15 protein-coding genes are annotated in these 15,279 nt (G+C 25.4%); all 15 read left to right on the forward strand.

Annotated features, from left to right (window positions below):
• Positions 1 to 9 precede the first annotated feature (9 nt).
• Positions 10 to 1,296: a hypothetical protein gene (locus CPEL_RS03225; RefSeq protein ID WP_044598588.1), complete on the forward strand. Its 1,287-nt coding sequence runs from the start codon at positions 10 to 12 to the stop codon at positions 1,294 to 1,296.
• Positions 1,297 to 1,366: 70 nt separating this feature from the next.
• Positions 1,367 to 2,653 carry a hypothetical protein gene (locus CPEL_RS03230; protein WP_044598589.1) on the forward strand — a complete coding sequence of 429 codons (1,287 nt, stop codon included), beginning with the start codon at positions 1,367 to 1,369 and terminating at the stop codon, positions 2,651 to 2,653.
• A gap of 78 nt (positions 2,654 to 2,731) precedes the next feature.
• Complete coding sequence (locus CPEL_RS03235) at positions 2,732 to 3,553, forward strand: hypothetical protein (protein WP_044598590.1); 822 nt, start codon at positions 2,732 to 2,734, stop codon at positions 3,551 to 3,553.
• A gap of 145 nt (positions 3,554 to 3,698) precedes the next feature.
• On the forward strand, positions 3,699 to 4,004 hold the full coding sequence (locus CPEL_RS09250; RefSeq protein WP_049984575.1) for a hypothetical protein: 306 nt from the start codon (positions 3,699 to 3,701) through the stop codon (positions 4,002 to 4,004).
• Positions 4,005 to 4,317: 313 nt separating this feature from the next.
• The gene (locus CPEL_RS09515) at positions 4,318 to 4,524 is read left to right on the forward strand and encodes a hypothetical protein (protein ID WP_229239146.1); all 207 of its coding nucleotides are present in this window, start codon (positions 4,318 to 4,320) and stop codon (positions 4,522 to 4,524) included.
• 209 nt (positions 4,525 to 4,733) lie between these two features.
• Positions 4,734 to 5,159 carry a hypothetical protein gene (locus CPEL_RS03250; RefSeq protein WP_044598591.1) on the forward strand — a complete coding sequence of 142 codons (426 nt, stop codon included), beginning with the start codon at positions 4,734 to 4,736 and terminating at the stop codon, positions 5,157 to 5,159.
• A complete protein-coding gene (locus CPEL_RS09255) occupies positions 5,156 to 5,986 on the forward strand; it encodes a hypothetical protein (protein WP_167332810.1) in 831 nt (276 codons plus the stop codon). The genes CPEL_RS03250 and CPEL_RS09255 overlap by 4 nt, the downstream gene beginning before the upstream one ends.
• Before the next feature lie 137 nt (positions 5,987 to 6,123).
• Complete coding sequence (locus CPEL_RS09260; protein WP_235362648.1) at positions 6,124 to 6,453, forward strand: hypothetical protein; 330 nt, start codon at positions 6,124 to 6,126, stop codon at positions 6,451 to 6,453.
• The gene (locus tag CPEL_RS03265; RefSeq protein WP_084083555.1) at positions 6,443 to 7,807 is read left to right on the forward strand and encodes a hypothetical protein; all 1,365 of its coding nucleotides are present in this window, start codon (positions 6,443 to 6,445) and stop codon (positions 7,805 to 7,807) included. The genes CPEL_RS09260 and CPEL_RS03265 overlap by 11 nt, the downstream gene beginning before the upstream one ends.
• Entirely contained in the window at positions 7,804 to 11,286 is a 3,483-nt protein-coding gene (locus tag CPEL_RS03270) for a hypothetical protein (RefSeq protein ID WP_044598592.1), read from the forward strand. The genes CPEL_RS03265 and CPEL_RS03270 overlap by 4 nt, the downstream gene beginning before the upstream one ends.
• 11 nt (positions 11,287 to 11,297) lie before the next feature.
• A complete protein-coding gene (locus CPEL_RS03275) occupies positions 11,298 to 12,584 on the forward strand; it encodes a hypothetical protein (protein WP_044598593.1) in 1,287 nt (428 codons plus the stop codon).
• 53 nt (positions 12,585 to 12,637) lie between these two features.
• Positions 12,638 to 13,459 carry a hypothetical protein gene (locus CPEL_RS03280; protein WP_044598594.1) on the forward strand — a complete coding sequence of 274 codons (822 nt, stop codon included), beginning with the start codon at positions 12,638 to 12,640 and terminating at the stop codon, positions 13,457 to 13,459.
• Between the two features lie 122 nt (positions 13,460 to 13,581).
• Positions 13,582 to 13,737, forward strand: coding sequence for a diadenosine tetraphosphate hydrolase (locus CPEL_RS09445; protein ID WP_148308768.1), 156 nt, complete (start codon positions 13,582 to 13,584; stop codon positions 13,735 to 13,737).
• Between the two features lie 28 nt (positions 13,738 to 13,765).
• Complete coding sequence (locus tag CPEL_RS09270; RefSeq protein ID WP_235362649.1) at positions 13,766 to 14,419, forward strand: hypothetical protein; 654 nt, start codon at positions 13,766 to 13,768, stop codon at positions 14,417 to 14,419.
• The gene (locus CPEL_RS09635; protein WP_256378932.1) at positions 14,419 to 14,541 is read left to right on the forward strand and encodes a hypothetical protein; all 123 of its coding nucleotides are present in this window, start codon (positions 14,419 to 14,421) and stop codon (positions 14,539 to 14,541) included. The genes CPEL_RS09270 and CPEL_RS09635 overlap by 1 nt, the downstream gene beginning before the upstream one ends.
• Positions 14,542 to 15,279 lie beyond the last annotated feature (738 nt).

Raw genomic sequence — 15,279 nt, forward strand, 5'->3', positions numbered from 1 at the left:
GGATAAATAATGAGTGAAACTTATGAAATTTATACGCCTAATGGTGGTATATTAGATGTAGAAAAAAAAACGAATAAAATTTTATTAAGTGATGGGGGAGCTAAGGTAGGCAAATACACCCAAGAATATTCTAAAGCTTTGTTTGAAGCTGATCGTATATTAAGAAACTCCCCCTACAAAGACTATCAACCCAGATATTTAGATCCTAATCTTTACACAGGGCAAAGTTCTACTTTACTTGAATTTAAAGATTGGCAAAGTATTTATTTAAAAGATCCTATTAAAGGAAGCATAGCTCCTTGGACTAAAGCAGAAAAAGCTTATTATAAATCTTTAAAAACTAAAAAAGAAAGATATAAATATTTAGTTATAAGAAGTGGTATAAGAAGTGTTGTTATAGATATACCTTATGAAGCTATAGGAGCTGTAGATGAAAAAGGAAATGTAGATCCTAAATATGAAAAATTATATAGAATAGTAGATGATAATAAACATAATCTAAGATCAAGTTTATTTCATAATGAATGGGGTATGGCAGCAGGAATATTAGGTGATTATAAATATCTAGCTAATGATATGTCTCAAAATGGTTTTAATGCAAGATTTATCCAAGCTACTATACTTTATATACAATTAAGTGGAGGAAGTAGTATATTAGATAAACCTAATTTATTAGGTGCTATTTATGGTTATGCAGATATTGCTGTAGGAAGTGGTTTAGTAGGAGTGCATAAAAATCCTTTAAGAGAACAAGAGATTAAAACCTTAGCTAAGACTTTAAAACCTGATGAATTTGGTATGCTTCCTTTTATAGATGAGATTATGGGAGTAGATTGGGTGATTGATTTAAATAAATATGATATAGCTAGTGATGAATCTGGAAGTATATACAAAGCCTTAAGAAGTGATATAGTTGAGGGTAAGATAAAAGATCCAAGGGATGTAGATTCTACTTATGAAAGCAGAAGAGAATTTGATCGCCATAGGGGAGGGTATAAAAATGGCATGAGGGAAGGTTATGAAACCGATACACCTAATGATTGGAGTGAAGAAGAAGCACAACTTTTTAATGATACTTTAATACTACATGCCAAACTAGCAGCCCTAACTCCTCCTCAAGGCTATCCTAATGCACCTTATTATTTTACCCCTGAAAATCTAGAATGGTATTATAAAAGACATAAGCTTGATAGACTCCTTGATCCAAGAATTCCTGCCATATATAGATATAATTTCCCGCAAGAACTTCGAGCTAAAATACTAGCTTATGCTAAAGAACATAATATAAAAGAGTAAAAATAATGAATTTCATTAGCCACTACTATAATCATGGAAGATGGTTTGTATATAGGATGAAAGGATAAAAATGAGTGAAACTTATGAAATTTATATGCCTAATGGTATTATATTAGATGTAGAAAAAAAAACGAATAAAATTTTATTAAGTGATGGGGGAGCTAAGGTAGGCAAATACACCCAAGAATATTCTAAAGCTTTGTTTGAAGCACACAATATCAAACAAAACTCTCCCTACAAAGACTATAAACCAAGATATTTAGATCCTAATCTTTACACAGGGCAAAGTTCTACTTTACTTGAGTTTAAAGATTGGCAAAGTATTTATTTAAAAGATCCTATTAAAGGAAGCATAGCTCCTTGGACTAAAGCAGAAAAAGCTTATTATAAATCTTTAAAAACTAAAAAAGAAAGATATAAGTATTTAGTTATAAGAAGTGGTATAAGAAGTGTTGTTATAGATATACCTTATGAAGCTATAGGGGCTGTAGATGAAAAAGGAAATGTAGATCCTAAATATGAAAAATTATATAGAATAGTAGATGATAATAAACATAATCTAAGATCAAGTTTATTTCATAATGAATGGGGTATGGCAGCAGGAATATTAGGTGATTATAAATATCTAGCTAATGATATGTCTCGTAATGGTTTTAATGCAAGATTTATCCAAGCTACTATACTTTATATACAATTAAGTGGAGGAAGTAGTATATTAGATAAACCTAATTTATTAGGTGCTATTTATGGTTATGCAGATATTGCTGTAGGAAGTGGTTTAGTAGGAGTGCATAAAAATCCTTTAAGAGAACAAGAGATTAAAACCTTAGCTAAGACTTTAAAACCTGATGAATTTGGTATGCTTCCTTTTATAGATGAGATTATGGGAGTAGATTGGGTAATTGATTTAAATAAATATAGATTGGCTAATGATCAATTTGGAAGTATATACAAAGCCTTAAGAAGTGATATAGTTGAGGGTAAATTAAAAGATCCAAGGGATGTAGATTCTACTTATGAAAGCAGAAGAGAATTTGATCGTTATATGGTTGGATATAGAAAGGGTATGGCGCAAGGTTATGGAACCGATACACCTAATGATTGGAGCGAAGAAGAAGCACAACTTTTTAATGATACTTTAATACTACATGCCAAACTAGCAGCCCTAACTCCTCCTCAAGGCTATCCTAATGCACCTTATTATTTTACCCCTGAAAATCTAGAATGGTATTATAAAAGACATAAGCTTGATAGACTCCTTGATCCAAGAATTCCTGCCATATATAGATATAATTTCCCAGAGGATTTAAGAGCTAAAATACTAGCTTATGCTAAAGAACATAATATAAAAGAGTAAAAATAATGAATTTCATTAGCCACTACTATCATTATGAAAAATGGTTTGTATATAGGTTAATTAAAGAAAGGACAAACAATGCAAAAAATACTTCAAATTGATTTAGAAAAAAGAAAAGCTTTAGAGAATTTAAAAAATTTAAGCTTATTGGGTTTTGGTGGAGTTATGTTATTTAATCTAAATAAAGATGATTTGATTAAAGATAATGATATTTTTTCTATGCATAATATGAATCATTTTTTACAACTTAGTTTAGATCAATTTTACATACCTAATGCTTTTTTAAATATTTTAGAATTTTTACATATTAAAAAACATATTGATATAAAAGAATCTTTTCATATGAATATCTTAATCAATAGTGATACACTTTATAAAAATCCTTTATTGCAATATAATATAAATAGAACAATTTCTAAAGATGAAAATATCATTTATGCTTTAAAAAATACTTCTAGTATAAATCAAGCTTTTAAAAACTTAAAACAACTACAAGAAGCATTATTAAAAGAAAATATATTTTTAAATTTTATAGACTTAAATAGTAAAGAAAGTCTTTTAAGTTTTTACAATCAAATATTAAGTAATCATCATCTTAAAGATTATTTTTATATAAAAAATAATCAATTTTTTATTAAAGAAGATATAAAAAATAAAATTATATTTCACAATATCAATTCTTCTTCTATTATAAGTAATTATCTTAGCTTGCTAAATGATTTTAATACTTTAAGCAAAATAGAACTTATAAATATATTAGAAAGTTTAAGCTTATACAATCTTTCAACTTTAATGCAAGATATACAAAAAAGAAACTTAAAACTAGAATATAACTCAAAAAGCTTTGATGAAGATAGTATCTTTTTATCTAATATGATTATGAATGTGAGATTGAAGTAGGGAAATGGTAGAAATGGTAGGCATATGGATTTATTAATTAAACCTTTAATAATCATCTTTAATAAAGTGTTTTTGCTTATACATTGTATTTTACTAATAATAAATTTATAAAAAGTGATGAAAAATATACAGGACAAAGTTACTAATGAATCCTAAAGAACTTATCTCTCAAATCAAAGACTATGCTGATATAGCAGATGCTAGTTATGCTATGCTTGATTTAATCGATGAGAATGATGAAAAAGGTTTTTTTGATAGTGCTTTTACTCCTCCTTTGTGGCTTTATGCAGATGGAATAAAGTTAGGGTATGAGATAGAAGATGGGTGTAATACAGGTGAAAAAATAAAAAAACTCATTTTAGATAAAATACGCAGAATGGGAGATCCTACAGCTTATGCTACCATTATAGAAGCTAGATTTTCTGATGAGCTTGATAAAGTAGATGAATAATTAAGACAAGAATATCTTAAAAATAAAGAATGAGACAAGATAGATCAAAAATGGTATGAGGCTAAAGAATCTAGTGAATTTAATGATGGTTTTTTGGGCTTTGGAATTAAAATGAATTCTGTTAATGTTACAAACAATAAGATGTTAAAAAATAATCAATATATAGTAAGGAATATTTATGAATAACAAATTTAATTTTGCTAAATTTTTATTAGATTGTTTCGCTTGTTGCGGATTGACTATAATATCTTATTTCATATTTTTTTTACCTATTATTTATCTTATCAGATTTATTTATTTAATAGGAATAAATATGGATATTTTAAATGGATTTGGCGACCATGCCCTGCTTTTTACATTGTGTCATATTGCATTTTTTACTATTTGGTTTTTATTAGAAAAGAGAAACATTATAAAATATAAAATTCATAAATTAAGTTTTTGGATAGTATTTGCATTTGCAAATAGTTTTTGGTGGTATTTAGCTTATTGGTTGGCAAATGGAGGATTTCATAAATGAAATATTACGCAACAATTTATATCCATCCCATGGATTGGAATATTCCCCATGTCTTTTTAGGACTTACCAAAAAATAAAAATCCTGAGGAGCTTGATAAGATAGATGAACAATTAAGACAAGAATGTCTTAAAAACAAAGAATTTAAATTAATTAAAAGTATTAAGTAGATTGGTTATAATAAAACAATTTATCTATATTAGGAGTAAATTTGCAAATTCCTATTTATTCTAAACTCAAGGCAAAACTAGAAAGCAAAGGAATAGATAGTATATCAAGCGGACAAATTGCTTGGTTTGTGTGTAGTGTAGGGATTTTTATCATTCCTATGGTATATTTTTATATCAGTAACAATTATGATCAATTCACTATTTTATTTATTATGTTATTTATTTTTATATTGAATATGCTTTATATTAAAAATTTTTTTGCATTATTGTTGCTTGTGATATTAATATTTATATATATGAAATATCATGAGTTTATCTATAATTTTAAAATTTTATTTTTTATTTTTGCACCTATAATTTTTATCTTTTTAAGAGCTTGGAGAATTTTAATAACTTTTTTATGTGGATATATTTTTTTAGTGGCTATGGTATATATATTTGAGTTATTAGGAGGATTTTATAAATGAAATATTATGTTACGATTTATATTGATCCATTGGTAGAATGTTTTTTGGATTTTAAAAATCAGTGTTACTGGCAAAGAGAAGACTTCACTCACGCTTTCTTAGGACTTACCAAAGATAAAAGTCCTGATGAACTTGATAAGATAGATGAACAATTAAGACAAGGGTATCTTAAAAATAAAGAATGGGACAAGATAGATCAAAAATGGTATGAAGCTAAAGAACCTAATGAATTCAATGATGATTTTTGGGGTTTTGGAACCGGAATTGCTAATGTTGCAGAATCTCTTATAGGAACTCCTGGCAAAGTATTTAACAATAACCAATATGTATTAGATAGCAATATTGATAAAAATTGTTATATTATTAAAAAACTAAGAAGCCCTCAAACTTTCAAACCTTCTAATCGCTGTACTTTAGAACTTTCTAAAGAACAATATGAAAGCTTACTTGTAAATATTAAAGCTGATTTTGAAGCCACAAAAGAAATCACACCTAATAGCGAAAAGCCAATCAATGAAGAATTTACCTATAAACTTCTTGAAAATAATTGCGTTACTTGGGTTATTCAAAAACTTTCTGATATAGGAATAGAGCTTATTGATGATAAATATAAAGTGCCTGGAAATTTGATAGATATCTTTGGCTTGATCAAATTTCTTCACTCTATCTTTTTGAAATTTCAAAATATTGATGATAATTTACAAAGTGTAAAAGGCGCAAGAGCTTTTATTACTTGGACTAGATCTATGCTAGATAATAATTATATATGTTATGTAAATCAGGAAAATTTAGAAAAGAAAATACAAACTTTTTGTAAAAAAATATAGAAAATCAAAGATATTACGAAAGTATTAAAAAATTTTATAATGAAATCTCTCAACTTAAAAATATATATAATAAATTAGATTTTTGTTTGGAATCTATCACTAAAAAATTTAATACAAGCATAAAAGGCGATTTTAAATTGATTTATTTCGATAGAAAAGATAGACAAATTAAACTTTTAAAAGCAGATAATGATTATGAAGCTATTGTGATACAAGATTTAGATTTGAGTCAGAAATATAATAATTTTAGTGCGAGTAAATTTTATCCTTTTATTTTTACACCTAAAAATGAAATGATTTCAAGAATGCTTTATCATAAATATGATTATGGTAATATCTCACAAGAATATCAAAAAGATAAAAATGAATTTTATTTTAATGTTTTAGCAGGTGAAAAAAGCGATAAATATTGGAGTTCTAGCTATCATAAAATGACTAAAAATTTAAGGAAAATTCATGTCTCTTGAAAAAGTAAAAGAAACAATTTTTGCTTATGATAAAGAAGTGATTGATTGTGAAATCTTAAGGGCGAAAAATGTTGATTTAACTTATTCTAAAATTTATTTCAAAGGTGTATTACTTACAGGCTCAAGTGAACTTCCTAATAATCCTTTTTACTTTGGAGAATTAGATCAAGATAATGCTATAAAACAAGATATACCCAGTTATTATTTTTCTCCTAAAGATGAAGATAGTGGCAAAGGAAAACTTAGCATCTTTTATAAAAATGATGAACTTTGCTTGCTTAATTATTCTATTATAGAAAATTCTTTAAATATCAAATTAGAATGTTTAAGCAAACAAAGCTTAGAGTATAAAGATTTAATTTCAAACACTCTAAAAGAACAAAAAACCATACAAATAAATAAAAAACAAGCTATAGCTAAACTTCATGCCCTTTTAGAAAATCAAAACCTAGAATGTATCCATGGAGGTAAAGTCATACTTCAATCAAACAAAGGAAAAACTTTTAAAGATGGTGGTGTGCCTATTATGCTAGAAAGTGATTTACTTAATTCTAGCATAAGTGGTTGTCCTAATACTATAGGAAAAGTAAGCTATCCTTGTACTAAGGTAGTAGATGTTAAAGGCTCTTTATCTCAAAAGAAAGTTAATAATGAATATGTAATCTTACAAGAACTCATCTTAGCTTGTGTCACAGATAAAGGCTTTCCTTTAAAAGTAAGCTTTGTACCTACTAAGTTTAAATTTGATCATAGTTTTAATCCTAAGGATGGTTTAGCCAAACAAAACAAAAACCAAACAAAGCTAAAAGAGTCTATAATAAGACTTCATTATAAAAGTGATAGATTTCAAAAAGATAACCTACCTATCTATAACCTTTTAATTAATAATGAAAAAAAAGAACAAAATAAAGCTTTAAGTGAATTAAATATAGATCAAAAAGATTTAAAAGATATAGAAGATGTTAATATTCTTAATCAATTCAAACAAGACTTTAGTAAAGATTATGAATTTAAAGAATTAAATTTTAGTTTTGATACTAATTTAATCAAACTTTATTTTATTATCCCAAAAAATATTGCTAAAGTTTATAAAAGTGCTTATAAAGAATTTGAATATAAAGATTTAGGAGCAGGGTATTTTACACAGCTACATGAGTATGATAAAATCATCAAAAATTCCCTAGAAGATAATAAAGAATTAAACGAATATCATTTTAGTTTTTTAGCTCCTGCTAAAATGCAAAATTTAAAATTTCAAATCGCAAATGGACTAGATGAGATCTTAGAAGATGAAGATAGAAAACAAGAGCTTTATGTTTGTAAATTTGTAGTAGTGAATGGGATTAAAATATGAAAATAAAAGATTTCACCTTAATTACATCAAATCATAATTTGGAAATTGAGTTAAAAAATCTTACCGAAAATGCTAATAAAATTATTTTTATATGTGGTGATTTTGATGGATATAAAGAAGCTAAGAATTCTTTGTATAAGACACTACATACTATTGAATATAAATTTAAAAGTAACAAGAAAAAAACTTTTAAAATCATACATTTAAATCAAGCTAATAAAGATGAAATCACAAAAGAACAAAAATTTAGTTCTGATAAAAATTTATCTAGTATTAAAAAAATTATCTTTAATAATTTAAATTTTTTAAATGATGTAATCAATCAAAACAAAAATAAAACACTCAATAAAATTATTGATGAGAGCAATGAAAAAAATATTGAAAATTTTTTAAAAGGAATTCAAAAAGAATTAAATGCATTATTAAAAAATATCAAAGAATCTGATTATTTTGAGCAAGAGATTAAACCAAAGATACAACTTACCCTAGATACACTTTTTAATACACTTTTAAAAAATATCACTCAATCTAATGATGATGAATATAAGCAAATTATTAGAGCTATAGCAAAATTTTTTATCAATATATTAGATTCTGTAACCAATCTTAAAAAACCTATCTCTTTAGTTAAAAAAAATCCTTATGTTTTTGTTGTAAATACATTATTTGAAGTTTATAATTCTTCTTCTGACTATCAAGAGTATAAGGAACAAAAATATTATTATGATTTTGCTTATCCACTTTTAGAGCTTATTACTAGTAAGCTTTATCCTATTATCGCTTTGTGCAATGAAGAAATTTTATCTGATGTATTGATTATAGATGATAAAGTATTATTAGATTTTTCATCTTATTCTAATGCACCTTCTATTAGTCTTTATAAAAATAGTTTTTATAAAGTTATTTTAGATGAAGAATTTCAAGGTATTTTTGATCATTTTTTAGAAAATAATCCAAAAATTAAAAATGAAAAGTTAGATAATACGCTTTTAATTAATTCTAGTTTAAAAAATTTTGATACAACATTAAAAAAAGCAATCAATTCAAATATCTCTGAACTTAATCATTTCTTTTATGCAGAATATCCTGATTTAAATTCTTCTATACTAGTAGAAATGATACTAGATAAAAAAAATACTGATCAAATCAATACAACCAAAATGGGTAAAAATTATTTGTTTATTACCAATCCACCACAGCTTAACAATGCAGCACTTTGTGAAGATTTGTATCAAAAAAAATTAGGAGCAATAATAAAAAATCGCCCAAAAGCTCTTACAAAAAATGAAAAACTTGGATTAAAAGAGCAATTTCCTAGTAAAAGAGATTATGGTTCTTATTTTATAGAAAGAGATGTTAAAAAGGAAGATGATTTTGTATTGCAACTTTGTCCTTTTGTGAAACTTGATGGACAGATTTATCAAAAATATAAAAGGTATTTTAATTTTTATAATCAAACATATTCTCGGTTATTGTTTGATTTATTAGAGAGTACAAAACAATCAGTTGAGCAAGATTTTGCTTATATTGATAGCTTTTTTAAATTACCCAAAGAACTGGAAGAAATTAGCGAAAAAGAAAAAGAAAAAGTAAAAGAATATATCGGGCTTTTTAATAATTATTTAGATAATATCAATTCTGATTATGATCAAATGCAATTTTTTCTTGAGTTAGATCCATCAATATCCAAAACATATGAAAATGTAGATTTTAAGAAATACTCACCTTTAACGGTTGTTTTATTGACTTTGACTTTGTATGTTTTACAAAAAGACTTAGCTTCTACACAAGAATATTCTCTTGGTGTTAAAAATATTGTAATTCCAAATTTAGATTATGGTGATAAAGAAATTACACTTAATTATCAAAAGATTAAAATACCAAATTATTTTAATGAGTATATTTCATTTATCCCTGATGATATTTATTTTTATGATAATGATAAAAAAATTTACATCTTTTTATCTAAAGAATTAAATAAAAACAAAAAAGAAGATGAAGTTATCTATTTAGATGAATTAGCTAAAGCTATGTTTGAAAATGATTTTGAAGAAGATGATCAAACTTATGTGAATTTTTTAAAAACCTTAAACGAAAGCTTTGATGAGGAAATTGAATTTAAAGAAAATACACAAACAGATAAAACTCTTCCTTTGAAAAAAGATTTAGATAAAAGCATTCAAGAAATTATGCTTGATAATGAACTTGCAAAATTATCCATAGATATCACTTTTTTTAATATCATTAAGCAACTTTTTCCTTTTGCAGAATTTTTTATGAGCCAGCCTGATTTTTTTAAAAAAATGATTTTATTTTTTATAAATTCAAGCTTTGATAAAAAGCATTATGGCAATAAATTATTTTCTAGTTTTAAAGCGCATTTTTTTAAAGAACTAGGGATATTTTATGCACTTAATCCTAAAGGGCATTTTATAAAAATTAATCCAAAAAGTAAAAAGCCACTCAATAAGCTTTTTTTATATCAAATAGGAACAAATTATTATTATTTTAATCAATTAGAATGTGCAAGCGAGTTGAAAAAGTCAAAGAGTTTTTCAAGATTGGATAAAGCTAAGCAAATTCATTTGATATCAAAAGTAAAAAAACAATTAGCTATTGATTTTTCTATTAAAGTAAGTAAAAATTTAAGTGTAGATGTGTTAAAAAATTTAGCAGGATCTTTTATCGATACACTTTTGCCTACAAATTATGAAAGGTTAAAAATTTTATATGAAAAACTAATGTATGAAAAATTTACTTACAATTATGATTTTCCTTTAGCTGTAAAAAAAGAAGAATACTTAACCTATCCTTTATTGATAAATTCTAGATTTATGAGTTTTGATTTATCTGAGTTTATTTTTGGTTCTTTATTATGCACAGGTGGGCTTAATTATTATCCTAGTATTGCTTGTGCTACGACTTCAAGCAAAGCTAGGGAATTTGCCTTAAAAAGACTTTTATCTTATATTATTTTAGATGAGAAAAGAAGTGCTTTTAAGGAAGATAAAATCAATGAGGGCAAATACATCTTAAATGATAAGGAATTTTTTGAAGAAAACAATATAGAACTTAGAAATTGTAATATATGTAAGCTAGAGCATTTTCAAAGAAAAGAAGAGTATAAAACACAACACCCAGTGATAAAACAACACCCTATCTTAGCTTATAATGATGCTATACAAATTTTATATGAATATGCAAATGGTATTTATAGCACTACTCAAGATGAAAAGGGTAAGTTCATAGAAGATAGGCAAAAAGCAAGAAGATTGATGGAAAATTTAGAAGCCATAGGACAACATAATTTAGAAGTGATGTATAAGGGGATAGGGGATAAGAAGATAAAAAATGAAATTAAGATGAAAGAAGATGATGAAGAAAACGATGATATTAGTAAAATACAAGATTATTCTAATAAGTTTATAGGCAGACTAGCCACTACTATAATCATGGAAGATGGTTTATATATAGGATGAAAGGATAAATAATGAGTGAAACTTATGAAATTTATACGCCTAATGGTGGTATATTAGATGTAGAAAAAAAAACGAATAAAATTTTATTAAGTGATGGGGGAGCTAAGGTAGGCAAATACACCCAAGAATATTCTAAAGCTTTGTTTGAAGCTGATCGTATATTAAGAAACTCCCCCTACAAAGACTATCAACCCAGATATTTAGATCCTAATCTTTACACAGGGCAAAGTTCTACTTTACTTGAATTTAAAGATTGGCAAAGTATTTATTTAAAAGATCCTATTAAAGGAAGCATAGCTCCTTGGACTAAAGCAGAAAAAGCTTATTATAAATCTTTAAAAACTAAAAAAGAAAGATATAAATATTTAGTTATAAGAAGTGGTATAAGAAGTGTTGTTATAGATATACCTTATGAAGCTATAGGAGCTGTAGATGAAAAAGGAAATGTAGATCCTAAATATGAAAAATTATATAGAATAGTAGATGATAATAAACATAATCTAAGATCAAGTTTATTTCATAATGAATGGGGTATGGCAGCAGGAATATTAGGTGATTATAAATATCTAGCTAATGATATGTCTCAAAATGGTTTTAATGCAAGATTTATCCAAGCTACTATACTTTATATACAATTAAGTGGAGGAAGTAGTATATTAGATAAACCTAATTTATTAGGTGCTATTTATGGTTATGCTGATATTGCTGTAGGAAGTGGTTTAGTGGGAGTGCATAAAAATCCTTTAAGAGAACAAGAGATTAAAACCTTAGCTAAGACTTTAAAACCTGATGAATTTGGTATGCTTCCTTTTATAGATGAGATTATGGGAGTAGATTGGGTAATTGATTATAATAAATATGATATAGCTAGCGATGAATTTGGAGATATATACAAAGCCTTAAGAAGTGATATAGTTGAGGGTAAGATAAAAGATCCAAGGGATGTAGATTCTACTTATGAAAGCAGAAGAGAATTTGATCGCCATAGGGGAGGGTATAAAAATGGTATGAGGCAAGGTTATGAAACTGATACACCTAATGATTGGAGTGAAGAAAGAGCACAACTTTTTAATGATACTTTAATACTACATGCCAAACTAGCAGCCCTAACTCCACCTCAAGGCTATCCTAATGCACCTTATTATTTTACCCCTGAAAACCTAGAATGGTATTATAAAAGACATAAACTTGATAGACTCCTTGATCCAAGAATTCCTGCCATATATAGATATAATTTCCCGCAAGAACTTCGAGCTAAAATACTAGCTTATGCTAAAGAACATAATATAAAAGAGTAATTTAATCAAAACAAAAAAATATTTAAAGTAAAATTAAAATAAAAGGATAAACAATGCAAAAAATACTTCAAATTGATTTAGAAAAAAGAAAAGCTTTAGAGAATTTAAAAAATTTAAGCTTATTGGGTTTTGGTGGAGTTATGTTATTTAATCTAAATAAAGATGATTTGATTAAAGATAATGATATTTTTTCTATGCATAATATGAATCATTTTTTACAACTTAGTTTAGATCAATTTTACATACCTAATGCTTTTTTAAATATTTTAGAATTTTTACATATTAAAAAACATATTGATATAAAAGAATCTTTTCATATCAACATCTTGATCAATAGTGATACACTTTATAAAAATCCTTTATTGCAATATAATATAAATAGAACAATTTCTAAAGATGATAATATCATTTATGCTTTAAAAAATACTTCTAGTATAAATCAAGCTTTTAAAAACTTAAAACAACTACAAGAAGTATTATTAAAAGAAAATATATTTTTAAATTTTATAGACTTAAATAGTAAAGAAAGTCTTTTAAGTTTTTACAATCAAATATTAAGTAATCATCATCTTAAAGATTATTTTTATATAAAAAATAATCAATTTTTTATTAAAGAAGATATAAAAAATAAAATTGTATTTCACAATATCAATTCTTCTTCTATTATAAGTAATTATCTTAGCTTGTTAAATGATTTTAATACTTTAAGTAAGATAGAACTTATAAATATATTAGAAAGTTTAAGTTTATATAATCTCTCAACTTTAATGCAAGATATACAAAAAAGAAACTTAAAACTAGAATATAACTTAAAAAGCTTTGATAAAGATAATATCTTTTTATCTAATATGATTATGAATGTGAGATTGAAGTAAGTAAATGGTAGATTTAGCAGGTGTGATTTGTTAATCACAGCAAAGTATTTTTTGCTTATATGCTATATTTTATTGTTATAATTTATAAAAAGTGATGAAAAATATACAGGACAAAGTTACTGATGAACCCTAAAGAACTTATTTCTCAAATCAAAGACTATGCTGATATAGCAGATGCTAGTTATGCTATGCTTGATTTAATCGATGAGAATGATGAAAAAGGTTTTAATAGTATGTTAAATATAAAAACTAAATTTTACTTATACCAAGGTATTTGAAATAATATACTTTAAAAAGGAGTATCAAATGAAAATCACAATGATAATTCTAAGCTTATTTTCTTTAGTATCTTTAAGTGCATGTGCTTTTAAAGAAAATAAAGCAAGTGAATTAGAAACTCTTGCAAGTAATTATGGTGGAATTTATATCTTTGATAAAAAAATAAGAGAAGAGATATTGGAAAATGAAAGAAAGATAAAAGAATATAATCAATGGATTAATAATATATCTGCTTCTGATGAAGAGTTAAGAGCTAATATTAAAAAGTATGATGTAGAAAAAAAATTCCCTCAAGTCCTTTCTAATGGTTGTAAATATTATCGTAATGATTATAATTATGATGTAGATAATCCTGACTATGATTTTAACTTCGATGATAAACCCGAATTTGCATACTATGAAGATCAATTTAAAGCATATATGGGTGAAGAAAACTATAAAAAATTAAGACCTTATTTAGGTATGACAACTTATTATGTGTGTAAGGGTAAAAAATATCCTGTTGTTTTTGCTACTATGATAGATTATAAAGTAAAAAGCTATGGATTGTTTGGAGATGAAGGAAGAGGATTTAGCTTTTCTAGTATTAGTCGTAAAAGTGCAGGAGGAGGATCTTTTCATTATTTTACTAATGGTAAATTTGTAAAAAGTGATGAAAAATATACAGGACAAAGTTACTGATGAACCCTAAAGAATTTATCTCTCAAATCAAAGACTATGCTAATATAGCAGATGCTAGTTATGCTATGTTGGAATATGTTACTTTTAATGTTCTTGGTATTTATGGCTGGAATGGTTCCTAGTGTAATTATATTTTGATTTTTAAAAAGTAGGATAATTTTATTAAAAATATAAAAAGGAAAATAAATGGGTTTATTAAAAAAAATATACATTGCTTGGGGGATGTTTTGGGGAATTATTTTTTTGTTTAGTTCTTTATATGCTTATTTTAGTGATATAGAATTTTTGGTGATATGTTAAAGATTGCATTTTTTATATATTCTTATCCATTGTTACCTTACATATCATATTTAACACTACAAGAAACTATTAAATCCAAAAATATTTTTCTTTATTTTTCTTTATTTTTCTTTATTTTTCTTTATTTTTCTTTATTTTTCTTTATTTTTCTTTATTTTTCTTTATCTCGGGGGGATTTTTTAATTATGTAATAATATTAGGTATTTATACAATATTATTTTTAATAATATCTATTAAATTTAGAAAAGAACTTTCTTATTATTTTTCTTTATTATTTTGTATTTTTTTATACATTTTTTTATATCTTTTTATTTTCTATATGGATTTAAAAAATGAGTAATAAAGCTCAAATTAACAATCTCAAAAATTATGCTAAACTTGTATAGATTGGTTTTTTTGATTTTTTAATAATAATTTAAATTTCAACAAAAAAGGAAGTAGTGTGATAATACTAAAAAATCTATATATTATTTGGATTATAATTTGGGGATTTGGGGCTATTTTAGGTTATTATATGGGATATGATGCAACTTTTACTAAAATATTCTTTTTTCTTGTTA

Origin of the sequence: Campylobacter peloridis LMG 23910 (genome assembly GCF_000816785.1) — a bacterium.
GTDB classification, from domain to species: Bacteria; Campylobacterota; Campylobacteria; order Campylobacterales; family Campylobacteraceae; genus Campylobacter_D; species Campylobacter_D peloridis.

What these genes read in the sequence shown, in the direction of transcription:
- CPEL_RS03225 (WP_044598588.1), top strand. Translation starts at nt 10, where the DNA reads ATGAGTGAAACTTATGAAATTTATACGCCTAATGGTGGTATATTAGAT.
- CPEL_RS03230 (WP_044598589.1), top strand. Translation starts at nt 1,367, where the DNA reads ATGAGTGAAACTTATGAAATTTATATGCCTAATGGTATTATATTAGAT.
- CPEL_RS03235 (WP_044598590.1), top strand. Translation starts at nt 2,732, where the DNA reads ATGCAAAAAATACTTCAAATTGATTTAGAAAAAAGAAAAGCTTTAGAG.
- CPEL_RS09250 (WP_049984575.1), top strand. Translation starts at nt 3,699, where the DNA reads ATGAATCCTAAAGAACTTATCTCTCAAATCAAAGACTATGCTGATATA.
- CPEL_RS09515 (WP_229239146.1), top strand. Translation starts at nt 4,318, where the DNA reads ATGGATATTTTAAATGGATTTGGCGACCATGCCCTGCTTTTTACATTG.
- CPEL_RS09255 (WP_167332810.1), top strand. Translation starts at nt 5,156, where the DNA reads ATGAAATATTATGTTACGATTTATATTGATCCATTGGTAGAATGTTTT.
- CPEL_RS03265 (WP_084083555.1), top strand. Translation starts at nt 6,443, where the DNA reads ATGTCTCTTGAAAAAGTAAAAGAAACAATTTTTGCTTATGATAAAGAA.
- CPEL_RS03270 (WP_044598592.1), top strand. Translation starts at nt 7,804, where the DNA reads ATGAAAATAAAAGATTTCACCTTAATTACATCAAATCATAATTTGGAA.
- CPEL_RS03275 (WP_044598593.1), top strand. Translation starts at nt 11,298, where the DNA reads ATGAGTGAAACTTATGAAATTTATACGCCTAATGGTGGTATATTAGAT.
- CPEL_RS03280 (WP_044598594.1), top strand. Translation starts at nt 12,638, where the DNA reads ATGCAAAAAATACTTCAAATTGATTTAGAAAAAAGAAAAGCTTTAGAG.
- CPEL_RS09445 (WP_148308768.1), top strand. Translation starts at nt 13,582, where the DNA reads ATGAACCCTAAAGAACTTATTTCTCAAATCAAAGACTATGCTGATATA.
- CPEL_RS09270 (WP_235362649.1), top strand. Translation starts at nt 13,766, where the DNA reads ATGAAAATCACAATGATAATTCTAAGCTTATTTTCTTTAGTATCTTTA.
- CPEL_RS09635 (WP_256378932.1), top strand. Translation starts at nt 14,419, where the DNA reads ATGAACCCTAAAGAATTTATCTCTCAAATCAAAGACTATGCTAATATA.